The 23,598-nt window shown below is 69.3% G+C and carries 18 protein-coding genes; 6 read left to right on the forward strand and 12 right to left on the reverse strand.

The genetic code is table 11. The features are described 5' to 3' along the window. The first annotated feature begins 259 nt into the window (after positions 1-259). The 5 genes from ABZW60_RS34010 (at position 260) to ABZW60_RS34030 (ending at position 5,860) form a co-directional block, all read left to right on the forward strand. Positions 260-2,512: a M43 family zinc metalloprotease gene (locus ABZW60_RS34010; RefSeq protein ID WP_355483939.1), complete on the forward strand. Its 2,253-nt coding sequence runs from the start codon at positions 260-262 to the stop codon at positions 2,510-2,512. Between the two features lie 110 nt (positions 2,513-2,622). Continuing rightward, positions 2,623-2,796: a hypothetical protein gene (locus ABZW60_RS34015; protein ID WP_355483941.1), complete on the forward strand. Its 174-nt coding sequence runs from the start codon at positions 2,623-2,625 to the stop codon at positions 2,794-2,796. A 4-nt stretch (positions 2,797-2,800) separates the two neighbouring features. Further along, the gene (locus tag ABZW60_RS34020) at positions 2,801-4,126 is read left to right on the forward strand and encodes a M20/M25/M40 family metallo-hydrolase (RefSeq protein WP_355483943.1); all 1,326 of its coding nucleotides are present in this window, start codon (positions 2,801-2,803) and stop codon (positions 4,124-4,126) included. A 5-nt stretch (positions 4,127-4,131) separates the two neighbouring features. Then, complete coding sequence (locus ABZW60_RS34025; RefSeq protein WP_355483945.1) at positions 4,132-5,445, forward strand: HAD-IA family hydrolase; 1,314 nt, start codon at positions 4,132-4,134, stop codon at positions 5,443-5,445. Between the two features lie 46 nt (positions 5,446-5,491). Next, on the forward strand, positions 5,492-5,860 hold the full coding sequence (locus ABZW60_RS34030; RefSeq protein WP_355483947.1) for a hypothetical protein: 369 nt from the start codon (positions 5,492-5,494) through the stop codon (positions 5,858-5,860). Here the strand turns inward: ABZW60_RS34030 and ABZW60_RS34035 are convergent. The 3 genes from ABZW60_RS34035 to ABZW60_RS34045 all read right to left on the reverse strand — a co-directional run bounded on the left by ABZW60_RS34035 (position 5,857) and on the right by ABZW60_RS34045 (position 9,063). Next, positions 5,857-7,788: a TIGR03960 family B12-binding radical SAM protein gene (locus ABZW60_RS34035; RefSeq protein WP_355483949.1), complete on the reverse strand. Its 1,932-nt coding sequence runs from the start codon at positions 7,786-7,788 to the stop codon at positions 5,857-5,859. The genes ABZW60_RS34030 and ABZW60_RS34035 overlap by 4 nt on opposite strands. Positions 7,789-7,853: 65 nt before the next feature. After that, entirely contained in the window at positions 7,854-8,597 is a 744-nt protein-coding gene (gene pcaD, locus ABZW60_RS34040; RefSeq protein ID WP_355483951.1) for a 3-oxoadipate enol-lactonase, read from the reverse strand. Positions 8,598-8,607: 10 nt separating this feature from the next. Continuing rightward, a complete protein-coding gene (locus ABZW60_RS34045; protein ID WP_355483953.1) occupies positions 8,608-9,063 on the reverse strand; it encodes an Lrp/AsnC family transcriptional regulator in 456 nt (151 codons plus the stop codon). Between the two features lie 79 nt (positions 9,064-9,142). On the opposite strand from ABZW60_RS34045, the gene ABZW60_RS34050 reads away from it, so the two are divergent. Continuing rightward, entirely contained in the window at positions 9,143-9,547 is a 405-nt protein-coding gene (locus ABZW60_RS34050; RefSeq protein WP_355483955.1) for a DUF2000 domain-containing protein, read from the forward strand. Here the strand turns inward: ABZW60_RS34050 and ABZW60_RS34055 are convergent. The 9 genes from ABZW60_RS34055 to ABZW60_RS34095 all read right to left on the reverse strand — a co-directional run bounded on the left by ABZW60_RS34055 (position 9,530) and on the right by ABZW60_RS34095 (position 23,313). Next, a complete protein-coding gene (locus tag ABZW60_RS34055) occupies positions 9,530-10,405 on the reverse strand; it encodes a sigma-70 family RNA polymerase sigma factor (protein ID WP_355483957.1) in 876 nt (291 codons plus the stop codon). The genes ABZW60_RS34050 and ABZW60_RS34055 overlap by 18 nt on opposite strands. Next, positions 10,354-10,785 carry a carboxymuconolactone decarboxylase family protein gene (locus tag ABZW60_RS34060; protein ID WP_355483959.1) on the reverse strand — a complete coding sequence of 144 codons (432 nt, stop codon included), beginning with the start codon at positions 10,783-10,785 and terminating at the stop codon, positions 10,354-10,356. Before ABZW60_RS34060 ends, ABZW60_RS34055 begins: the two co-directional genes overlap by 52 nt. Before the next feature lie 67 nt (positions 10,786-10,852). Next, positions 10,853-11,575 carry a hypothetical protein gene (locus ABZW60_RS34065; RefSeq protein WP_355483960.1) on the reverse strand — a complete coding sequence of 241 codons (723 nt, stop codon included), beginning with the start codon at positions 11,573-11,575 and terminating at the stop codon, positions 10,853-10,855. 65 nt (positions 11,576-11,640) lie between these two features. Then, positions 11,641-12,807, reverse strand: a complete 1,167-nt coding sequence (gene rodA / locus ABZW60_RS34070; RefSeq protein ID WP_355483962.1) for a rod shape-determining protein RodA — start codon at positions 12,805-12,807, stop codon at positions 11,641-11,643. Between the two features lies 1 nt (position 12,808). After that, positions 12,809-14,860: a penicillin-binding protein 2 gene (mrdA, locus tag ABZW60_RS34075; RefSeq protein ID WP_355483963.1), complete on the reverse strand. Its 2,052-nt coding sequence runs from the start codon at positions 14,858-14,860 to the stop codon at positions 12,809-12,811. Next, a complete protein-coding gene (gene mreD / locus ABZW60_RS34080) occupies positions 14,857-15,390 on the reverse strand; it encodes a rod shape-determining protein MreD (protein WP_355483965.1) in 534 nt (177 codons plus the stop codon). Before mreD ends, mrdA begins: the two co-directional genes overlap by 4 nt. Before the next feature lies 1 nt (position 15,391). Further along, positions 15,392-16,336, reverse strand: a complete 945-nt coding sequence (mreC, locus tag ABZW60_RS34085) for a rod shape-determining protein MreC (protein ID WP_355483967.1) — start codon at positions 16,334-16,336, stop codon at positions 15,392-15,394. An 11-nt stretch (positions 16,337-16,347) separates the two neighbouring features. After that, on the reverse strand, positions 16,348-17,364 hold the full coding sequence (locus tag ABZW60_RS34090) for a rod shape-determining protein (RefSeq protein ID WP_167219028.1): 1,017 nt from the start codon (positions 17,362-17,364) through the stop codon (positions 16,348-16,350). A gap of 159 nt (positions 17,365-17,523) precedes the next feature. Further along, a complete protein-coding gene (locus ABZW60_RS34095; protein WP_355483969.1) occupies positions 17,524-23,313 on the reverse strand; it encodes an RHS repeat-associated core domain-containing protein in 5,790 nt (1,929 codons plus the stop codon). Positions 23,314-23,598 lie beyond the last annotated feature (285 nt).

Consider the following 23,598-nt stretch of genomic DNA (forward strand, 5'->3'; position numbering starts at 1 on the left):
CAGCCTCCCACCGACCGCCAGGCCATCCGTGAAATTCTCCAACCGCCACAAGGAATCCAGCGAAGCTGACTGCCCGTGTGCGAGGCCTTGTGCGCGGTCGGTGATCGGCGGATCGTGAATCGGAGAGCAGGGCGTTTGGGGGCCGACTGTTCGGTGGGGGAAGACGGCAGGACCGTCTTCGATCGAGGACGCGCTGGGGGTGACCTCTTCGGTTCGGCGCACGCCGGCCTGCTCGGGTGCCCCCGCGGAAGGGGGAAAGATGCCGAGGAAGGCCAACGGGCGAGCGGACAAGCACCGCGACGAGCACGGGATGCCGGGTGAGTCACCGGCGACCGAGCCGAACGGGCAGACCGCGAACGGACAGCCCGCGGCGGACGGCATGCCGACGGCCGGGATGAACACCCCGGCGGATTCCAGCAGTACCACGAACATGAGCGGCAGCGGCTCGCCCGCGGCCGGCATGGGCGGCGGTGGGTCGCCGGCCGCGAACATGAGCGGCGGCGAGGCCGGTGGTGCCGGTATGAGCGGCGCGACCGAGGGCGGGCGGACCGAGTACCCGACCCGTCGTGAGTGCGGTGTGATGGACGTGCACCGGCGGCTGCTGACGACGTCCCCCGGGTACGCCGCGGCACGGTCGGCGCTGGAGACCGCGACGATGGCCTACGTCTCCGGCGAGGAGCGCTTCACCGGCGTGGCACGCATCCCCTGTGTCGTGCACGTCGTCTGGAACACCAACGCGCAGAACATCTCGCAGGCCCAGATCGACAGCCAGATCGACGTGCTGAACCGCGACTTCCGCGCCGCCAACCCGGACACCAGCATCGTGCCGGGTGTCTTCAGCGGCCTGATCGCGGACTCGCGGATCGAGTTCTTCCTGGCCACCGAGGACCCGAACGGGAACCCGACGACCGGCGTCACCCGCACCCAGACCAGCACCGCGAGCTTCGGCACCGACGACAAGGTGAAGTCGTCGGCGACCGGCGGCATCGACCCGTGGGACACCGCGAACTACCTGAACATCTGGGTCTGCCAGCTCGGCGGCGGCCTGCTCGGGTACGCGCAGTTCCCGGGCGGACCGGCGAACACCGACGGCGTGGTGATCCTGCACAGCGGGTTCGGCACCAACGGTACGGCGGCGGCGCCGTTCGACCTCGGCCGGACCACGACCCACGAGGTCGGTCACTACCTGAACCTGTTCCACATCTGGGGCGACGACGGCAGCGGCTGCAGCGGCAGCGACGAGTGCGCGGACACCCCGAACGCGGCCGGCCCGAACTTCGGCGTACCGACGTTCCCGCATGTGACCTGCAGCAACGGGCCGAACGGCGACCTGTTCTACGACTACATGGACTACACCGACGACCGCGGCATGGTCATGTTCACGACCGACCAGGTGACCCGGATGCACGCCTGCCTGGACACCGTCCGCAAGGACCTGCCCGAGTTCGGCGGCGTCGCCGGGACGCCGGAACCGGCCGGATCGGTGGTGGCCTGGGGCGCGAACCGGCTGGACGCGTTCGTGCTCGGCACCGACCTGGCGATGTATCACAAGTGGTGGGACGGATCGGCCTGGGGACCGTCCGTCGCGGGTTACGAGTACCAGGGTGGGATCTGCATGAGCGCTCCTGAAGTCGCGTCCTGGGGGCCGAACCGGCTGGACGCGTTCGTCCTCGGCACCGATCACGCGCTGTACCACAAGTGGTGGGACGGCTCGTCGTGGAACGGCTACGAGTACCTCGGCGGCGTCTGTATGAGCCCGCCGCGGCTGGCGACCTGGGGCCCGAACCGCCTCGACGCGTTCGTCCTCGGCACCGACCGGGCGCTGTACCACAAGTGGTGGGACGGATCGGCCTGGAACGGCTACGAGTACCTCGGCGGTATCTGCATGAGCCCGCCGGAAGTCGTTGCCTGGGGCGAGAACCGGCTCGACGCGTTCGTGCTCGGCACCGACAACGCGGTCTACCACCGGTGGTGGGACGGCTCGTCGTGGAACGGGTACGAGTACCTCGGCGGGGTCTGCGCGTCACCGCCGCGGGTCGTGGCCTGGGGTGAGAACCGGCTCGACATGTTCGTGATCGGCACCGATTCGGCGCTGTACCACAAGTGGTGGGACGGCTCGTCCTGGAACGGCTGGGAGTACATGGGCGGCGTGTGCACGTCGGCGCCGACCGTGGTCTCGTGGGGCTCCGACCGGCTGGACGTCTTCGTGCTCGGCACCGACTCGGCGCTCTACCACAAGTGGTGGGACGGCTCCGCGTGGGGACCGTCGGTCACCGGGTACGAGTACATGGGCGGGATCTGCACCGACGAGCCGCGCGTGGTCTCGTGGGGCGCGAACCGGCTGGACGTGTTCGTCACCGGCACCGACAAGCAGCTGTACCACAAGTGGTGGGACGGCTCGGCCTGGGGACCGTCGGTCACCGGGTACGAGGCGCTCGGCGGCGTGATCAGCGACTTCAAGGTGACGATCCCGGAAACGCCTGCCGCGATCGGACAAGGAATGAGGGTCTGACCACGGCACCGACCGGGCGCTGGACGCATTCCGCCGAGGAGGACCACGACGGGATCAGCGTCTACCGCCGCGACGACTTCGCCTTCCCGCCGGCCCGTGGCCGGCGGGGGGTGGAGTTCCGGGCCGACGGCACGCTCGTCGAGCTGCTGATCGGCCGGGGCGACGCGCCCGAGCCCGGACCGGCCGGCCGGTGGGACGCCGCCGGCCGGCTCGTCCGCGGCTCCGGCGGGACAGGGCGCGTCGTCAGCGTGACCCCGGACCGGCTGGACATAGCTTGGGAATGAACACATGACCACAGGACCTGTGCGTTACCTCGTCGTACCGACCGCGGACGCCGCCGGAGGTGCGCGGTCGGCGCGGTTCGGGGACAAGACCCTGCTCTGGGTGTCCGCGGACCAGCGCCTCGGCCGCGCGTCCCGGACCGCGCCCGGCCTGCTGCTCGTCACGCAGATGGGCCGGAGCTTCCAGACCGACTACCCCGACGTCACCCCGCTGCTCGACCACGGCCGGCATCTGGTGATCTCGGCCGCCGACAAGCCGCGGCGACGGTCGAACAACTGCTGGCGGATCGAGCCGCTGCGCGCCGGTACGACGGTCGTCGACACCCCGCCCGTCGTCGCGGCGCGCGCCGATCCGCTGGTCGCGGACCTGGTCGCCGACGTGTCCACGGCGTCGTACCAGAACGACCTGACCTGGCTCGCGAACCTGCCGACCAGGCACTCGCTGAGTGCGGGATTCGCCCAGGCGACCGACTTCGCCGCCGACCGGATGGTTGCCCTCGGCTACCAGACGAGCCGGATGCCGGTCACCGTCGGCGCCGGCCAGTCGGCGAACCTGATCGGCGACCGGGCCGGCGTCGGGGCGAACCGCGGGCTGGTGATCGTCACCGCGCACCTGGACTCGATCAATCTCGCCGGCGGCCCGGCCGCGGCGTCGCCCGGGGCCGACGACAACGGCAGCGGTTCGGCCGGCGTACTCGAACTCGGCCGGCTGCTGGCCGGACAGTCGTGGCAGCACGACGTCCGGCTGATCCTGTTCGGCGGCGAGGAGGAGGGTCTGTTCGGCAGCAAGCAGTACGTCCCGACGCTGCCGCCGGCCGAACGTGCCCGCGTCCGCGCCGTCCTCAACATGGACATGATCGGCACGCGGAACACCGCGACACCGACCGTCCTGCTGGAGGGAGCGGCGGTGTCGTCGGCGCAGATCGCCGCGCTCGCGACCGCCGCCGCGACGTACACCGGTTTGCACGTCGAGACCTCGCTGAACCCGTTCGCCAGCGACCATGTCCCGTTCATCACCGCCGGGATCCCCGCGGTGCTGACGATCGAGGGCGGCGACAGCGCGAACGGCCACATCCACTCCGCGAACGACACGCTCAACTTCATCGACTGGTCGTTCGCCACCGAGATCCTGCGGATGAACATCGCCGCCCTGGCCGGCTGGCTGGAGCCGGCCGCCGCCCACCGGCGCCCGCAGCCGGCCGGATCCGTGGTCGCCTGGGGCCCCGGCCGGCTCGACGTCTTCGCGGTCGGCACCGACTCGGCCCTGAACCACAAGGCCTACGACGGAAGCTGGCACGACTTCGAGTCCCTGGGAGGCGTTGTCCTAAGCTGACAGGTATGTGGAGCCGGAATGCGCGTGACGTTGGCGGACTTCCGACGCGGTACGGCGTCCCGACGCGCTCGCGGTCGCTGGTGCGGACCGACGCGCTCGACACCGTGCACGCCGAACTCGTCGCGCTCGACGCGGGGCTCGTCCTCGATCTGCGGTCCGACTGGGAGCTGAAGGAATCGCATCCGCTCGACGGCACACCGTCGTACCGGCGGATCCCGTGGATCGATCCGGAGGCCGAGCGGCTGCGGGAGCCGGAGGCGGAGCCGCGGCTGCTCGACGTCTACCGCAACAGCCTGACCCGCAACGCCGCCCATATCGCCCGGATCTTCGCCGCGATCGCGGACGCGCCCGCGGACCGGCCGGTCGTGGTGCACTGCAAGGCGGGCAAGGACCGGACCGGTCTGACCGTCGCGGTGCTGCTCGAACTGGCCGGCGTGCCGCGCGCCGAGATCGCCGCCGACTACGCGATCAGCGAGATCCACCTCGGCACGCAGGACGGGCCCGAGTTCTCCCGGACCCTGCCGGAGACGATCCTCGGATCGCTCGAGCACCTGGACGACCTCGGCGGGGTGCGCGCGTACCTGTCCTGGCTGGGGTTGAGCCCGGCCCAGATCCACCGGCTGGCGACCCGGCTGGTGCCGGTCGACGTACCGGCGATCGTCTTCGACTTCGACGGCCTGCTGATGGACACCGAGACCACGATGGTCGAGAGCTGGCAGGCCGAGTGGGCGTACCACGGCCTGGAGCTCGACCTGGACGGCTTCTGGCCCGGCCACGGCGGCGACATCACCGAGGAGCGGTACGCCGTCCTCGCTGCCGCCGTCGGGGCCGGATTCGACCGCACCGAGAGCCACGCCCGCCGGGTCGCGCATCGCAACCGGTTGCACGCCGAGCTCGACTTCCGCCCCGGGATCCGGGACTGGATCGCGACGGCGCGCGAGCTGGGGCTCCGGGTGGCGATCGCCAGCAGCTCACCGCGGACGTGGGTGCTCCCCCACCTGGAGCGGGTGGGCGCGGTCGGCCTGTTCGACCAGATCGTCACCGGCGACGAGGTGACCACGCACAAGCCCGATCCGGCGATCTACGAGCTGGCCCTGGGGCGTCTCGGCGTCCCGTGGGCGATCGCGGTCGAGGACACGGCGCACGGCGTCGCGGCGGCGCAGGCGGCCGGGATGTACGCGGTCGCCATCCCCAATCCGTACGTGAGCGCCGCCGCGGTGGGCGCCGCCGACCTCGTTCTGGGCAGCGCTGACGAGCTTTTGCTCACCGAGCTGCTTCTGTCCGCCACGCCGAAGGGCTCGACGCTGGTAACTGAGTGACCTAATCTGCTGACACTCTGTAGGTTTCCAACTGAAGGGTGTTCAGATGCGGAAACTCGTTGGTGCGGTCGCGGCCACCGCGGCTGCCGTCGCCGGACTGACTGTCGCAACGCCCGCGCAGGCGTCGACGTCGGCCTGCGATCTGGTGACGGCGAAGTCGGTCGGGTACTCGGCGTTGATGCTGTACGTCGCCGTCGGCCTGGAGGGGTGTTCGAACAGCGTGACCGAGGTCCGGGTCGAGCTGCAGAAGGGTGACAGCGCGAGCGGGCCGTTCGCCACGGTCGCGGAGACCTACGCGTACTCCGGCGGCGGCGCCTGGTTCGACGAAGGCACCGGCTGCGGGTACTACGTCGGCGTCGCCCACTGGCAGGACCAGACCGAGACGACGCCGAACCCGGCGTACTACTGCAACTAGACGACAGAGAGCGGGAGGAGCTTCTTCCCGGTCGGGCCGATCTGGATCTCCGTGCCCATCTGCGGGCAGACGCCGCAGTCGAAGCACGGGGTCCAGCGGCAGTCCTCGACCTCGATCGCGCCGTCCTCCTCGAGCGAGTCCTGCCAGTCCTCCCAGAGCCAGTCGCGGTCCAGCCCGGAGTCCAGGTGGTCCCACGGCAGGACCTCGGCGTACTCACGCTCGCGCGTCGTGTACCAGGCGAGGTCGACCGGCTCGCCGGCGAGCGCCTTCTCGGTGCACTCGACCCAGCGGTCGTACGAGAAGTGCTCGCTCCAGCCGTCGAACCGGCCGCCGTCGCGCCAGACCGCCTCGATCACCCGGCCGACGCGCCGGTCGCCGCGGGACAGCAGGCCTTCGATGATGCCGGGCTTGCCGTCGTGGTAGCGGAAACCGATCGCCTTCGCGTAGCCCTTCTCGGACCGGATCGCGGCGCCGAGCTTCGCCAGCCGCGCGTCGGTCTCCTCGGCGCCGAGCTGCGCGGCCCACTGGAACGGCGTGTGCGGCTTCGGCACGAACCCGCCGATCGACACCGTGCAACGGATGTCGCGCCGGCCGGACACCTCGCGGCCGGTCTCGATCACCCGCTTCGCCAGGTCGGCGATCGCCAGCACGTCCTCGTCGGTCTCGGTCGGCAGGCCGACCATGAAGTACAGCTTGACCTGCCGCCAGCCGTGGCTGTACGCCGCCGCGACGGTGCGGATCAGGTCCTCCTCGGTGACCATCTTGTTGATCACCTTGCGCATCCGGTCCGACCCGCCCTCGGGCGCGAACGTCAGGCCGCTGCGCCGGCCGTTGCGGGAGAACTCGTTGGCCAGCGTGATGTTGAACGCGTCGACCCTTGTCGACGGCAACGACAGCGAGACGTTGCTGCCTTCGTACCGGTCGCCGAGGCCCTTCGCGACGTCGGCGATCTCGCTGTGGTCGGCGCTGGACAGGCTGAGCAGGCCGACCTCCTCGAACCCGGACTGCTTCAGCCCGTTCTCGACCATGTCGCCGATGGTGGTGATGCTGCGCTCACGCACCGGCCGGGTGATCATGCCCGCCTGGCAGAACCGGCAGCCGCGGGTGCAGCCGCGGAAGATCTCCACGGAGTAGCGCTCGTGCACGGTCTCGGCGAGCGGGACCAGCGGCTTCTTCGGGTACGGCCACGCGTCCAGGTCCATGACCGTGTGCTTCGCGGTCCGGAACGGTACGCCCGGACGGTTCGGGGTCACGCGCTGGATCCGGCCGTCGGCCAGGTAGTCGACGGTGAAGAACTTCGGGATGTACACGCCGCCGGACTTCGCCAGCCGGAGCAGCACCTCGTCGCGGCCGCCCGGACGGCCCTCGGCCTTCCACTCCCGGATCACCTCGGAGATCGCCAGCACGATCTCCTCGCCGTCACCGAGCACCGCGGCGTCGATGAAGTCCGCGATCGGCTCCGGGTTGAACGCCGCGTGCCCGCCCGCGAGCACGATCGGGTCCTCGTCGGTGCGCTCCACGGCGTGCAGCGGGATGCCGGCCAGGTCGAGCGCGGTCAGCATGTTCGTGTACCCGAGCTCGGTCGAGAACGACAGCCCGAACACGTCGAACGCCCGCACCGGCCGGTGGCTGTCGAGCGTGAACTGCGGGATGCCGTTGTCCCGCATCACCTTCTCCATGTCCGGCCAGACGGAGTACGTCCGCTCGGCCAGGATGTGGTCGCGCTCGTTCAGCACCTCGTACAGGATCTGCACGCCCTGGTTCGGCAGCGCGACCTCGTACGCGTCCGGGTACATCAGCGCCCACCGGACACTGACCGCGTCCCACTCCTTGCTGACCGAGTTCAGTTCACCACCGACGTACTGGATCGGCTTCTGCACACCCGGCAGCAGCGCCTCCAGGCGCGGGAACAGCGATTCCACAGTCATAGACAACTTCCAGTCAGCGATCAGAGCGCCTACCAGCCTAACGCCGCCGCGGCCGTACGCCGCATTCAGCCGAGGTGGGCGAGCAGGAGGGGGTTGATGACGTCGGGGTGGGAGTAGGTGACGAGGTGGGCGGCGTTCTCGATGACCTCGAGGTGGGCGCCGGGGATCTGGGTGGCCAGGGGGACGACGGTTTCGGGTGGGACCGAGGTGTCGGAGTCGGTGGTGATGAGGAGGACGGGGGCGGTGATGCTGGTCAGGCCGGGGAGGAGATCGAGGGTGCTGAGCGCCTCACAGCAGGCCGCGTAGCCTTCGGCGGGGCAGTCCAGGAGCATCTGGAGGATCGGGTCGATGTCCTTGAACTCCGGGAGGAACCAGCGGCCCAGGGTCGCATCCGCGATGGCCTGGGTACCTTCGGCGCGGACCTGGGCGGCGCGGTCGATCCAGGGCTGCGGGTTCGCGGCCAGGTTCGACGGCGGGCAGATCGCGACGAACCGGTGGAAGCGGTCCGGTGCGTTCTGCGCGAGCCAGAGGCCGACCGCGCCGCCGAGCGAGATCCCGACGTAGGACGCCTGCTCGACATCGAGCGCGTCCAGCAACCCGACGACGTCGCCGCCGAGTTCCTCGATCGAGTACGGCCCCTCCGGTACGTCCGAGCGGCCGTGACCGCGATGGTCGAACGCGATCACCCGGAACCGCTTCGACAGTACGTCGACCTGCGGTGCCCACATCCCCTGGTCCGCACCGAGCGACGAGCCGAGCAGTACCACGGGTGCGTCGGCCGGACCGGTCTCCACGTAGTTGAGTCGCATGTCCCCCACCCTACGAACCCAACGGCATGATCGTCGTGCGGCGGTGATGCTCGAACACGACCGAACTGCGGATGTCGGCGATCTCCTGGCGTTTGGCCAGCGCGAGGACCAGGTCGCGGAGCGCCTCGGTGTCCTTGACGGCGACATGGGCGAGGAAGTCGGCGCCGCCGGAGACCATGAACATGTCCAGCGTCTGCGGCAGGTCCATCACGTACGCCTGGAACGCGGTCGCCACCGCCATCGCCTGCGGCCGGAGCTTGATCGAGATGATCGCCTGGGTCGACCGGTCGATCGCCTTCAGGTCGACGGCCGCGTGGTACCCGCTGATCACGCCGCGGTCCTTGAGGCCGCGGATCCGCTCGAGGCAGGTCGACGGCGCGATCCCGAGCTCGGCCGCCATGTCCCGGTTGGTCCGGCGGGCGTCGTTCTGCAGCATCCGCAGCAGCGCCGTATCAAGTTCGTCCATGGCAGCTATTTTCCCAGATCGGCCGAACGATGTTCGGAGCTGGCTCAGGTCTGCCGTTCATCGGGCTAGCGTGGCCGCCGTGCTGACGAACAAGATGGTCGTGATCATCGCGACCGAGGCCCCTGTCGGAGTCGCCCTCAACACCGCCGCCCTGCTCGGCGTCGGGCTGGGCAGCCACCACGACGACACCGTCGGCCGGGACACGGTCGACGCGGCCGGCACCCCGCACACCGGGATGTGCGTCCATCCGATCCCGATCCTGCGCGCCGACGACCTGCGGACCCTGCGCGCCCAGGCGGCCGCCCGGCCGGACATCACCATCCACGACATGCACCAGGTCGCCCAGCGGGCCCGCACGTACGACCAGATGTCCACCACGCTCGCCGGCACCAAGCCCGAGGACATCGAGTACCTGGGCCTGGCCCTCTACGGGCCCCGTCAGTCGATCGACTCCGTCACGGGTGCTCTACCGCTCTACCGCTGACAGCTTCTCCGGGTTCGCCAGGACGCGGATCGCGGTGATCCGGGTGCCGTCGGTGTCGAGGGTCAGGAGGTGTGGGTTGCCTCGGACAACCACCCTCAGGGCCGGCCCGGTGACCAGGTCGACCGCCGTGACCTCGACGTGGCGGTAGATGTGGGTGAAGAAGTTGGCGACCTTCTCGCGGCCCGCAACCGGCGTGCGGGCAGTTCGGCGGCGGCCGTTGGAGTCGGTCCAGGAGATGACGTCGTCCTTCAGCATCGACTCGAGACGGGACAGGTCGCCGTCGCGGGCCGCGGCCACGAAGTCCAGGAGCAGGCGCCGTTGTTCCGCGGCGGTCGGCTGATATCGAGGTAGGTCGTCGTCGAGCGCGTGCAGAGCCCGGCGGTGCAGCTGGCGGCAGTCCTCCGGCGTACGGTCGAGGATGGCGGCGATCTCGTCGTACGGGAGGGTGAAGGCGGTGCGCAGCACGTAGACCGCGCGCTGCGGCGGGGTGAGCCGCTCCATCAGGTGCAGGAGCGCCACGGACACGTCCTCGAGGTCGAGGGTGTCCGCGAGCACCGGCTCCGGGAGCCATTCGCCGACGTAGCTCTCGCGGCGCGCCTGCCGGGTGCGCAGCACGTCGACGGACAGCCGCGTCACCACCCGCGTCAGGTAGCGGCGCGGCTCGGCCACGCCGGCGCGGTCCGCCGCCGACCACCGGACGTACGCGTCCTGCAGCACGTCCTCCGTGTCGTGCCAACTCCCCAGCATCCGGTACGCGAGCCCGGCGAGCATCCCGCGCGCCGCCGCGAACTCGGTCAGCGCGCTCGTCAGCCCGTGACCTCCGGCTGCCTCCGGGTCGCGATCATCAGGCGATTCCACAGATTGATCATGCCAATCGCCAGCAGCACGTGCGCGGTTCCCTCCTCACCGAACTGCGCGACCGCGGCGTCCCACACGGCATCGGGCACGCCGCCCCGCCCGAGCAGGGTGACCGCGTCGGTCAGGCCGAGGGCGGCCCGCTCACGCTCGTCGTAGAAAGGCGACTCGGTCCACGCGGCCAGCCCGAACAGGCGCTGCGTGGTCTCGCCTTCCTTGAGGGCATCAATGGTGTGCATGTCCACGCAGAAGGAGCACTCGTTGACCATCGACGCACGCACCTTGATCAGGTGCAGCACCGTGTGGTCGACCTGGCTCTGGGCGTAGCTCTCCACTCCGAGCACGGCCCGGAAGGCGGCCGGGGTGACCCTGCTGAAATCCATTCGTTGTTCCATGCCAACACGACGGTCCGTCCTACGGCCGGCGTGACGACGCGAGCTGTGATGCCCGTCACGCCGGCTGCAGCACGTGGCGGGCCTTCGTGACGGCGGCCTCGGTGGCCGCGTCGAGCTCGGTGCCCTGGCCGGCCAGGACGCCGACCGAGACGATCACGTCGTCCACACCGGTGACGACGGCGGCGTACTCGAGGCCGCGCTTCGGCCCGCTGGTGCCGGTGAGGCGGAACGCGAACGGCTTCGCGCCGTACTCCGGGGCGGTGATCGTCTCGACCTTCATCGACGTGCTGCCGGCGCCGTCGGTCTTGAGCGTCACCTTCGTGCACGACTCGACCGCTTCGGCGTACGAGTCGCGCAGGTCGGCGACCTTCTCGGCGGTGGTCATCGAGTCGAGGCCGAAGTCGATGTACGGGCCTTCCTGGCCGCCGGTGAACGTCCGGGCCACGCTGGCCTTGGAGCCAGGCGCCTTGGTGGCGTTCAGGTACTTCACGAGCGTCTTGCAGCGGCTGCTCGGCGACGAGAACGGCTTGGAGTCCTCGTCGGCCTCCTCCTTGTCCTCGGTGAAGCCGCTCGGCAGGTCGGCGAGCTCCAGCAGCGCCTTGGTGAGCTCGGCGCTCGTCCGCGTGACGGGCGCGACGGGCGTCGACGCCGTCGCGCTCGGCGTCGGCGTGGTCGCAGGTGGACCGGCGGCAGCCTTCTCGTCCTCACCACCGCAGGCGGCAAGGGACAACGTCAGGGCGGCAGCAAGGGCGAGCGGAACCGACAGGGACCTGGTCATGAGGCCTTCCGAGCTCTGGGCGGGGGCCGAGCCCGAGCAGCCTACCTGACAGCTCAGTCGACGGGTCAGTAGCGGTGCGAGCGGAGGTGGATGTTCTGCAGCAGGCCGATCGCGAGCAGGCAGGCGAACATCGACGAACCGCCGTACGACACGAACGGCAGCGGCAGGCCGGTGACCGGCATGATGCCGAGCGTCATCCCGATGTTCTCGAACGCCTGGAAGGCGAACCAGCAGACGATCCCGGTCGCCACCAGCCGCCCGAACGCGTCCCGCGCGTTCACCGCGATCCGCAGCCCGCGGAACAGGATGATCGCGAACAGCACGATGATCGCGCCGGCGCCGATCAGCCCGAGCTCCTCGCCCGCGACCGTGAACACGAAGTCGGTGTGCTGCTCCGGGACGAACGCGTTCTGCGTCTGGCCGCCGTGGAACAGGCCCTGCCCGAACACGCCGCCGTTGCCGATCGCGATCCGCGCCTGGTTCACGTTGTAGCCGATGCCCTGCGGGTCCGACGACGGGTGCATGAACGCGGTGAAGCGGGCGATCTGGTACTCCTTCAGCACCTGCAGCTTGATCGCGATCGCCGCGACCAGCACGCCCGCGGTGAGCAGGCCGAGCATCCAGCGTTTCGGGACGCCCGAGACCGCGATGATGCCGAACACGATCGAGCCGAGCACCATCACCGTGCCGAGGTCCGGCTGCAGCATCACCAGCACCACCGGGATCGCGGCGACCCCGACCGCCTGCGCGACGTCGATCGTGCGGGCGTCCTCGTGGCGGTCGGTCTCGCTCTTCTCCGCGATCAGCAGCGCCATACCGACGATCACCGCGAGCTTGGCGAACTCACTCGGCTGGATCGACATGAACGGCAGCTGGATCCACGACCGGGACCCGTTGATCGTCGAGCCGACCCCCGGCACCAGGACCAGGATCAGGCCGATCACCGAGGCGACGTACAGCAGCGGGGCGAGGATCCGCACCCGGCGGTGGTCGGTGATCGCGGCGCCGACCGCGAGCACCAGGCCGATCGCGAAGTTCAGCGCGTGCCGGACCAGGAACGCATCCGGGTTGCCCTCGGTCAGCGAGGTCCGGTTGTGGGTCGCGGACCAGATCAGCATCGCGCCGAGGAACGACAGCGCGACCACGCTCAGCACGAGGACCCAGTCGACATGCCAGACCGTCGACCGGCGGTCCATCCGCGGCCGGGTCCGGATCGGAGTCAGGAGCGCCATCTCACTGCCCCGGCTTCGGCTGGGCCGGCGGCGCCGGCTTGATGTTGTACAGGGTCTCGTAGATCTTGCGGACCGCGTCACCGCCGGCGCCCGAACCGGTACCGGCCTGGCTGATCATCATCACCACGGCATACCGATCGGTGTACGACGCGAGCCACGAGGTGGTCTGCTTCCCGTAGACCTCGGCCGTACCGGTCTTGGCGCGGACCGGGATCTTGTCGAGCGGGAAGCCCTGGAACTTCCACGCCGCCGTCCCCGAGACCGTGGTCTGCTTCAGCGCGGTGTCGATGTACTTCAGCGTGTTCCGCGGGACCGGAAGCTTGGCCTTGACGGCCGGCTTGATCTCGTGCGGCTTGCCGTTCGCGCCGACCCAGGACTGCACGACGCGCGGCTCGTAGACCGTGCCGCCGTTGGACAGTGCCGAGTAGACGGTCGCGAGCTGCAGCGGGGTGACCGTGGTGTCGCCCTGGCCGATCGCGAAGTTCACCGCGTCACCGGCGCGGTACTTGTAGCCGTCGACGCAGAACTCGCGGGAGAACTGCTTCAGGAACGCAGACGTCCCGGCGGGCGGGTTGTCCGCGATCTTGCAGTAGTAGTCCTTCTGCGAGTCGTAATAGGTCTTCTTCCACTTGCGGTCGGCGATCCGGCCGCTGACCTCGCCGGGCAGGTCGATCCCGGTCGGCTTGCCGAGCCCGAACTTCTGCGCCATCTCGACCAGCGGGTCGCGGGTCGTGACGTCGCTGGAGTTGCCGCCCTCCTTGAGCCAGAGCGCGTAGGCGATCCGGTAGAAGAACGTGTCGCAGGACAGCGCCAGCGCCTGGTCGAAGCCGATCATCCCGTACGACGCGGACTCGTAGTTCTTGAACCGGCGGTTGCCGACCTCGAAGAACGACGAGCAGTCGAGCCTTGTCTTCGGGCTGTACCCGGCGCTCATCGCCGCGGCGGTCGTGATCGGCTTGAACGTCGACCCGGGCGCCAGCTGGCCCTGCAGCGCGCGGGACACCAGCGGCGTCCCGGACTTCGTCGAGTACAGCGCGTCCAGCTCGCGCTGGGTGATGCCGCCGACCCAGACGCCCGGATCGTACGTCGGGTAGCTGGCCATCGCGACGATCCGGCCGGTCTTGGTGTCCATCACGACCGCGGCGCCGGAGTCGGCGACGTACTTCTTCTTGGTGATCTTGTCGTACTGCTTCCGGGCGGTCATGATCGCGTTCTTCAGCTGCGCCTCGACCGAGGCCTGGATCCGCGCGTCGATCGTGGTGACCAGCGTGGCGCCCGGGACCGGCGCGGTCTGCTTCTTGATGCCGGTGGTGTACCCGACCGCGTCGACGATCACGTCCTTCTCGCCGGGCGACCCGCGCAGCAGCTTGTCGTACGACCGCTCGACGCCGGCCCGGCCGACCAGGTCCGAGCGGTGCGGGACCGAGTCCTGCCCGGCCTTGTCCATGTCCTCGAGCTCTTCGGTGGTGATCGGCGACAGGTACCCGAGGATGTGCGCCGCGTTCACCTTGAACGGCGCGGGGTAGGCGCGCAGGGTCTGCGAGTCGGCGGCGATCCCGGGGAAGTCCTCGCGGCGCTCCATCACCTCGATCGCGACCTGCTCACTGACGTCCTTCGCGACCGGGATCGGCTGGTACGGCGTGCCGTTCCAGCAGGCGGGCGGTTTGGACGCGCCGGGCTCACCGCACAGCATCGTGCGCGCCTTCAGGTCCTTCGGCTTCTGGCCGAGCACTTTCGCGAGCCGGGTGAGGACGACGTTCTGCTGGCTCTCCGGCAGCTTCGCGAGCACGGACCGATCGACCGTGATCATCACCGAGACCCGGTTGCCGACCAGCGTGCGGCCCTGCGAGTCGACGATCGTGCCGCGCGGGGCCGGGACCAGGACCTGGCGGATGTGCTGCTGGGTGGCCGCCTGGCTGTAGTCCGCGTTCGACATCACCTGCATGTACCAGAGGCGGCCGAACAGCGTGCACAGCAAGGAGAAGACCAGCACCCCGATCACGAACAACCTGAGCCGCGCCTTCAGCGGCGCCTCGAAGCCGTCCCAGCTCATGGCGTGACCCGTCGCCGTTCACGGGCCGGTTTGAGGCGGCCCATCAGCCACATGACCAGTGGGATCACCACGATCGCGCCGACCACGTCGTACCCGGCGGCGATGCCGAGGCGGACGCCGAACTCGCTCCAGTCGACCGTCGGGTCGTGCAGCAGCGAGCCTGTCGCGCAGTACAGGAAGAAGGAGATCGCGGTCCCCAGCACTACCGTCAGCGCGACGCCGAGCGGCCCGACCGGGCTGCCGGAGGTCTCGCGGCGGATCAGCCCGGCGACGTAGCCGGCGACCGCCAGGCCCAGGGCCCAGCGCCCGGCCGTGTGGTCGGCCGGCGGCACGACGTCGAGCAGCAGACCGCCGACGAAGCCCGCGATCGCACCCCACTCCGGGCCGCGGGACAGCGCCAGCGCGATCACCACGATCAGCGTCAGGTCGCACGTGACGCCGGCGACCGCGATGTTCGTCAGCACGGACGTCTGCACGGTGACGGCGATCATCAGGAACAGGGCAGCCAACCCGATGCGTACGGCGATCATGTCAGTTCCCCTTCCCTGGTAGTTGCTGGCGTGGCGGCCGGGCCGGTGGCCCGGTGACCACGCCGACGGTGTCGATCCGGGTCGGATCGACATACGGCTTGACGGTCGCGGTGGACCCGAGGGCGCCCTGGTTCGGCGTCACCGAGGTGACGACGCCGATCGGGACACCCGGCACGTACGGCGCGTTGCCGCTCGAGCCCCAGGTGACGATCCGGTCGCCTTCCTTCGGCCGCGCCTTCGGGTCGACCAGCTTGTAGTCGAGGGTGCCGGCCACCTCTCCGCGTCCGGAGACGAAACCGAGCGCCATCGACGCGTTCAGCCGGCCGCCGACGGTCGAGTTGCGGTCGCCGATCAGCAGCACGGTCGCGGTCCCCTGGGTGACCCGCACCACCCGGCCGACCAGACCGGTCCCGTTCAGCACCGTCATGTCGGCGCGCACGCCGTCCGCCGTCCCGGCGTCGATCGTCACCGTGTGGCTGAAGTTCTGCGCGCCGCCGATGCCGATCACCCGGGCCGGCGTCACCGTGTACGCCGGCGCGACCTTGAGCAGCTTGTCCAGCTCCTGCGCCCGGCTGCGGGCGTAGTCGGAGGTGTTCAGCTCCCGGGTCAGGTCCTCGTTGTCCTTCTTCAGTTGTTCGTTCTCTGCTTTCAACCTATCCATTTCCGCGAACCGGTCGCGGAGGTTGTCCACAGGCTGCCGGGCCGAGGTCGCGGTGGACTCGAGCGGGCCGAAGACACCGGCCGCGGCCTCCCGCAACGGCTCGACCGGCGATCCGGCCGAGCGGCGGGCGTCCAGCACGATCAGCGTGAAACACGCCAGCACGACCAGCAGCAGGACGGTCCGGCGGCGGCGCACCTCCCGCGGCGTACCGGCCGAACGCAGCGGGGCCTCGCCGGCGGAGCGGAACGCGCTCCTGGTCGACGGCGAACCGAGGTCTTTGAGCATCGCCTGCTACCTCAGCGCCGGTTGTCGGTGACCAGGATGCGGTTCAGGGTCTCGATGTTGTCGACGCACTTGCCGGCGCCGAGCACGACCGCGTCCAGCGGGTTCTCGGCGACGTGGATCGGGATACCGGTCTCGTGCCGCAGCCGCTCGTCCATCCCCTTCAGCAGCGCGCCGCCGCCGGTCAGCACGATGCCCCGGTCGACGATGTCGCCGGCCAGCTCCGGCGGGGTCTTGTCCAGCGTCGCCTTGACCGCGTCGACGATCGCGGTGATCGGCTCCTCGATCGCCTGCCGCATGTCCGCCGACGACACCTTCACGGTGCGCGGCAGGCCGGAGACCATGTCCCGGCCGCGGATCTCGCTGTCCGGGCCGTCGGTGGTCGGGAACGCCGAGCCGATCGTCATCTTGATCTGCTCCGAGGTGGCCTCGCCGAGCAGCAGCGAGAACTCCTTCTTGCAGTAGTTCACGATCGCCTTGTCGATGGCGTCGCCGGCCACCCGGATCGACTGGCTGGTGACGATGCCGCCGAACGAGATGACCGCGACCTCCGTGGTCCCGCCGCCGATGTCGACGACCATGTTGCCGGTCGCGTCGCGGACCTCGAGGTTCGAGCCGAGCGCGGCGGCCATCGGCTCCTCGATGATGTACACCTTGCGGGCGCCGGCCATGTACCCGGCGTCACGGACCGCGCGCTGCTCGACCGCGGTGATCCCGGACGGGACGCAGACCACGATCCGCGGCTTCGCGAAGTACCGCCGGCGGTGGACGCGCTGGATGAAGTACCGCAGCATCTGCTCGGCGGCGTCGAAGTCGGCGATCACACCGTCCTTCAACGGCCGGATCGCGGTGATGTTGCCCGGCGTCCGCCCGATCATCTTCTTCGCCTCGTGCCCGAACGCGACCGCCTCCTGCGGCTCGTCGGTCCGGGTCGCCACCACGGACGGCTCGTTCAGCACGACGCCCCGGCCACGCACATACACCAGCGTGTTCGCCGTCCCGAGATCAACCGCCATGTCGCGGCCCAGCATGCTGTTCGCCACCGCGGCACCTCCCACTCGGTCCCCGACCAGGCTAAGCGCCGCCCGCGCACAGCCCGTGGACCGACACGACCCGTCCGCCCAGGACAGATCGTATCGGTCCGAGCACCTGCTGTCGGCAACGGCCTCCGTCGCAGCTAGTTCAACGGTTCACCAGATGCCGGCCATGTCTCCCGCCCACTCGAACCCTTGGGCTGCGAAGTCGATCGTCTTGTCGACCGACTCCCAATCGACGACGTAGCCCGAGTTGGCACCTGCCGTGGCATAGGCCCCGCCCACGCTGGCCCCAACGCCGAAGCCGCCCTTGATCGCCACGGAGGACTGCCCGGTGGTCGGGTCTATCGTGCCCTCGACTCCGCCGCCCCAACCGGCCTTGAGATTGGTCGAGCCGAGCATCTCGATGATCTTGGACCACTTTTCGCCGTTGAACGGTGTGGACGAGATCTCGAAGCCCGGGCCGTTGTTCACGGTGGTCGCGTCACCGGAGTTGAACTTCACGGCCCCACCTACCGAGGCATCGAATCCGAGGATGGCACCGACTTTCACACCTGCGCTCCGCGTCATCCCGTGCCGGTCGAAACTGCTGCAGACCTCGCCGCCGCCGCCGAAGAACACCCCTGCGAAGACATCCATGCACCCCGAGATGGACTTGAACGGAGCGTCTTCGAACAGACCGTTCATCAGGTTGGTCATCAGACGAAGGGGCTGCCGAGCCTTTGCGATGTGGCGTGGCGCCTTCGGCTTGAAGGACACGGGCTTCGGACTTCCGTTCTGCGACCGGCACGCCTTGGCGTCGCTCGCGCGGGACGGCGGGCACTGCGTGGTGAACATCCGTTTGAACTTGTTCGGGCACGAGAAGGCACCTGCGATCGAGGCTCCGCAGCGCTTCTTCGCGACCTTGTCGACCGCCTTCTGATTGCTGTACGCGCGACCGGAATCGCCCTCGAAGTACTTCAGGCCGTCCGGGTCGCTGAATGTGGCGGGGCTGTTGTTGGCGTAGGCGTAGGCGTTGAGTTGTTGGGGGTCGTTGGGGTCGATGATGGGGTCTACCGAGAGGAATCGGCCCAGGGCTGGGTCGTATTCTCGGGCTCCCAGTCTGGTCAGGCCTGTGTTGGCGGTGGGGGTGCCTCCTACGTAGGAGCGGTTGCCTCCGGGCCAGGTGGTGGTTGTGCCTCGGGGGGCTCCGAAGGGGTCGAAGAGGCGGGTGGTTATTGCCAGAGTGGCGGCGTCCAGGGCGGTCTGGTTGGTGCCGAAGCGGTCGGGGATCGTCCAGGTCAGGCCTGTGCTCGTGCGGACGCCGATGCCGTTGTAGTACCTAGTGCCCTTCAAAACACCGTTTGTTACCGTCAGCTCCCCGTCGCCGACGAACAGCGTGCTGGAGCCGGCGTCTCGGCGGATCAGGACTTTGCCGTCGGCGTCATAGACATAGTTGCTGCTGCCGACTGCGGCCAACTGACCCTCGTCGTCCCAGACAAGCGGTTGCGGCTGACCGTCAGGACCCGTGCGGCTCGTCGTATTCCCGGCGGCGTCGTACTCGTATGCCGCCACAGCCGATCCGGTCGTGACGGACCGGACCGCGTGCGGCAGGTCGCTGCCGGGCTGGCCGTACGCGTAGGTGCTCACCTTGTCCGCCGCGCCGCCAAGACCCTTCACTGTCGCCGCCGTGCGGTTACCCGTCAGGTCGTACGTGTACTCCTGCCAGTACGGCGCCGGCCCGCCGATCCGACTCGCATCCGGAGCAGCCGCACACGCGTCGGTCGCCGTCCAGGCAGCCGTCGTACGACGTAGGTGGTCGTAGCGGAAGCACTGCGTGTCCAGCGAGCGGCCCTGGACCTGGTCGGTGACCCGGGTGACGTTGCCGGTCGGGTCGTAGCTGTAGGTCTGGTCCGCGGCCATCACGTTGCCCGCGGAGTCACGATGCGTCTTGACCTCCTTGAGCCGCCCGGTCCCCGGGTCGTAGAAGTTCGTCCGCCAGACAGTCCGGTCTGTCGGCCCGAGGACGAGCTGCGCCACCTCGGCCAGTCCGGTGTACTTGGTGTCGTTCACGTACGGCGTCGTTCCGGTCATCTTCTTCTGCAGCCCGAGACCGTCGTACGAGTAGTTGAGTGTCTCGGCCGCGACGTCGCCGAGCTTGGGCAGCGCGGTCGACCAGACGCTGCCGCTGTCGGCGTACGTCTGCGTCGTGGTGTAGGTGTTCGCCAACTTCCCCTCCACCGCCGGGATGACGACCTGCTCCCCCTGTGCACGCCCGGCCTCGTCGTAGCCGGTTACCGCTCGCACATAGGCGTTCGCGCCGACGTACCGGGTCGACGACGTCAGCTGCCCCTTCGAGAGCGTGTCGTAGACCGACTTGGTGAGTAGCGGCCCGTCCGCCGCCCCGCTGTGTGTCTCCGCCTTGCGACCGAGAAGGTCATAGCTCGTCACGACGGTCTTGTCGCGTGCGTCCGTCGTGCTGATGAGCTGGTCGGCGTCGTCGTACGTCATGACGGCCGTCCCCTTGTCCGGGTCGTCCGCCTTGACCTTGCGGCCGAGCACGTCGTACTCGTACCGCCAGCTGTTCCCGGCGGAGTCCGTCAGCGACGCCAGGTCGCCGCGCTTGGTGTAGCCGTAGCGAGTGGTCTCGGCCGTGCTGCTCGTCGTCCGGCCCTGGTACTGCAGCCGGGCGGTGGTCCGGCCGCGGGCGTCGCTGACAATGGTCGTCAGTGTCCCGCCGTCGGGCGGCAGGACGGTCACCCGATCACCGCCGTACGTGGTCGTGGTCCGCCACTTCTCCGCCCCGAACTCGACATGCGCCTCGCCCGTAACGCGCTCTGCTCCGTCGTAGCCGATCGCCGTGGCGTTCGGGACCTCGCCGTGCACCAGGGAAGCCACCGCGGTGCCAGGCGCAGCACTGGGGTCGTAGTACGGCGATCGTTTGAAGTACACCAGCCCGCGGCTGTTCGTGTACTCGTCGGTGAGGATCCGGCCGCCGAGCGGGCTGGGCGACTGCGTCTGCCGCAGCCGCAGGAACCCGTCCAGCAGTTGGTACGACGCCACCTGGGTGCCGTTGGCCGTCAGCGTGAGGGTCTTCACCCAGTTCGGTCCGCCCGAGTTGCGGACGCCGTACGCGAACTGAAGATGCGGCGACTCCAGGTTCGCCTCGGTCCGGCCGGGCTTCCAGACGGCGGTGAGACGCCCGAGCGCGTCGTACTGCAGCGACGTGATCCGGCCGTCGGCGTCCGTCTCCTTGACCGGCTGCCCCAGCCGCGGGTCGATGTCCTGCGTGCGGTCATGGCCGAGCGCGTTCCTGGTCGTCACCGCGGTGTTCACGCCGTTGGTCTCGACGTACGCGACCGTGGTCGGCCGGCCCAGCGCGTCCTTGGTCTCGAGCGGACGGCCGAAGCCGTCGTAGGTGGTCGTGCTCCTCGTCAGGTACGTCGGAGTGGCTCCGCTGTACGACTTGGCCTGCTCGACCCTGCTCGGGTTGCCGTGCTGCGGGACCGCGTCGACGGCTCCCCCGTCGTACGACGTCCGCACGTCCTCGATCGCGTCCGCCGGGTACGACGGGGTGGCGTCACAGGCCACGCCGACGGTCCGGACCCGCGAGGCGAGATCCATCAGCCACTTGCCGGCGTTGCGGTTGTAGGTCGTCGTCGTGCACCGGTCGTCGGTGGCCAGCGCGGTGTCGCCCCGGTCGTCGACCTCGGTCTCGTTGCCGTAGGCGTCGTACGTGGTCCGCACATCAGTGGTACGTACGCCGCCCGCGGCCAGCGCGGTCCGGCTGACGGTCCGGGTCTGTTCGACCTGATAGGACTCGTACGGCGCCTGCACGGCTGTCCGGCGTGACCACGGGTCGTGGATCGATCCGCCGACCTCCGGGCCGCCGACGTTGTTGTAAGTGATCTCCTCACGGACCAGACCGGCGTACGGCTTCGAGTCCGTCACGACGGTGCCGGCGCTGTCCTTGATACCGACCGTCTTGCTCCCGCCGGCCGCGGTCCGGTCGCCGTTCATGCCACGGAAGTACTGGTACCGCGTAGCCGACTGGGGGCTGTTCGGCTCCTGGGTCTTGTCACCACGGACGACCAGCACCTTCTCGTACCCGCGCCAGTCGGTCCAGCTGCGGTACTTCGGGTCCGCGAGCGGGTTCTGGTCGTACGCCCAGGCCGCTGCGCCCTCGTAGGTGTACTTGGTGCGTCCGGCGAAGTTGCCGGTGAGCAGGTCGTCCTCGGTGATCTCGCTGACGACGTACTTGTGGAACCAGTCGTTGCGGGGCTCCACCTCGGGTTCCATCAGCCAGCGGACCGGGAAGCAGCGCTTGCCGTTGCTGTCCGGTGCCGGCAGTGCGCCGGGGGCGCAGTCCTTCCCGGCGTAGGCGACGTTGATGCGGCCGCCGGACTCGCTGGTGATGGTGATGAGGCGGGGCCGGTTGAGCGCCGGCAGACCGTCGGTGAGCGAGTCGACGCGGTTCGGCTTCATCTCATAGTCGAACTTGACCGGCGGCAGGCCGACGTACGTGTCGGTGGCGAGACCGGTGCGGGTGATCGAGTCGAGCCACAGCGGTGCGGAGGTTCCGTCGCCCGGCGGCGGGTAACTGTGGGCCAGGTTCCACTGGTTGACGTGCGCGTAGTTGACGCCGCCGGCCGAGACCTGCGTGTTGATCTTGGCCAGCCGCTTGGTCGTCCAGAACGTCGGTGACAGCTCGTCCTTGCAGTCCGCGACAGCGCATTCGAGGGTCCACGGCACGTCGGGCCAGGACTTGGGGTCGTGCACGGCACAGTTCTGGTTCGGGGCGCAGCGGTCGGCGGTGCTGAGGACGACGCGGGCCGGGGCCGTCGTGTAGGCGTTGCCGGCGCGCAGGCCGTACTCGATCCGCTTGAGCGACCCGGCCCGTGTGTACGACGCCACGGACGCGCCGAGGTTCTGGCCGTACTTGCCGGTCTCGACGTCGTAGTAGTAGCTCATCGCGTTGTCGTTGCGGTCGACGACGTAGTCCAGGTTCCAGCGGTACGCCTGCTGGCAGGCGCTGGCCGCGAACGTCGCCTGATGGCAGGGCTCCCCGTCGTCGTTGCCGTAGACCGGCACGGTCCAGGTCGAGTTCGTGGTCGCGCGACCACTCTCCCAGCCCGGCAGCCTGGTCAGGCCGAAGTAGTACTCCGTTCCGTCGGGCGTGGTGACACGCCAGTACTCGCCGTTGTCGTCACCGTTGATCCCGGCGCTCCGCAGCAGGTGCTCGACCTTCGTCCCGTCGTTGTTCTCGGGGTGCCAGACCCCGTCCTGCAGGACGAGACGCCCGGACCGCTGCCCCAGCGACAGGACCGCGTTCTCGGTCTCCCAGCACAGGTCACCGGTCTTGGTCTTGCCGTTGTTGCCGTCGAGGTCGTCCGCGCAGCCCTTGTAGGAGCGCTCGATGAATCCCCCGCCGAGGTCCCAGCCCTCGCCGACCCACGACGGCTGGTTGTTGGTGGCAACTGTCCGGCCGTCCACGGACTGCGACGAGTACGATGCCTCGAGGTCCGGCACGAGCCCGCCCGGCACCTGCGGCACCTGGAACGGGTACGACCAGCTGAAGCCGCCGCTGGCCGTGGACACCTGCCACTGACCGGACGGGGCGAGGGAGGTCGCCTTGTACGTGCCGGCCGAGCCGCTTGATTCCGCCGCCACGGTGAAGGTCGAGGCCGCCGCACTGACCGGTACGTCGGCGTACAACCGGTCGCGGTCCGTGTCGTTGCCCTGAGCTCCGACCTGTCGCCCGTCCGCGCCGAGGACGCGCAACCGGGAGGCCCAGTCACCGCCGAACGAGTCGCGGAACTTCGAGTAGTCGAGGAAGACGCGCACGGTGCCCAGGGCTTTCGCTCCGTCGGTACGACGTACCTGGAACGTCAGCTGGTCCTTGACGCCGCTGTCGGCATCGAGCTTGACCTCCACCGTGGCCGGAGAGGTCCGCCCCGAACGCGCCACGCTGACCGGGAGTCCATCTGCCTTGGCAGCTGCACCGACGGTGAGCTGTGCGACACCGTCCTTCGGCCAGGCCGTCCGTGCAGCCGGAGCAGGCGGCCGGGGCCTGTCTGGCACCGGCGCCGGTACGAAGTCCTTCGTTGCCACGGTCGGTGTCTGCGGCAGAGCCGGGCTGGCCGGTTTCGGTGCCCTGGCCTCCGGTTGAGCGGCAGTCGCAGGGACGGCCAGGGACACCACCAGGACTCCTGCTGTGGCTGCGGTCCAACTGCTACGCCACCGAGCGAATGA

Origin of the sequence: Kribbella sp. NPDC003557, from assembly GCF_040610805.1 — a bacterium.
In the GTDB taxonomy this organism is placed as follows: Bacteria; Actinomycetota; Actinomycetes; order Propionibacteriales; family Kribbellaceae; genus Kribbella.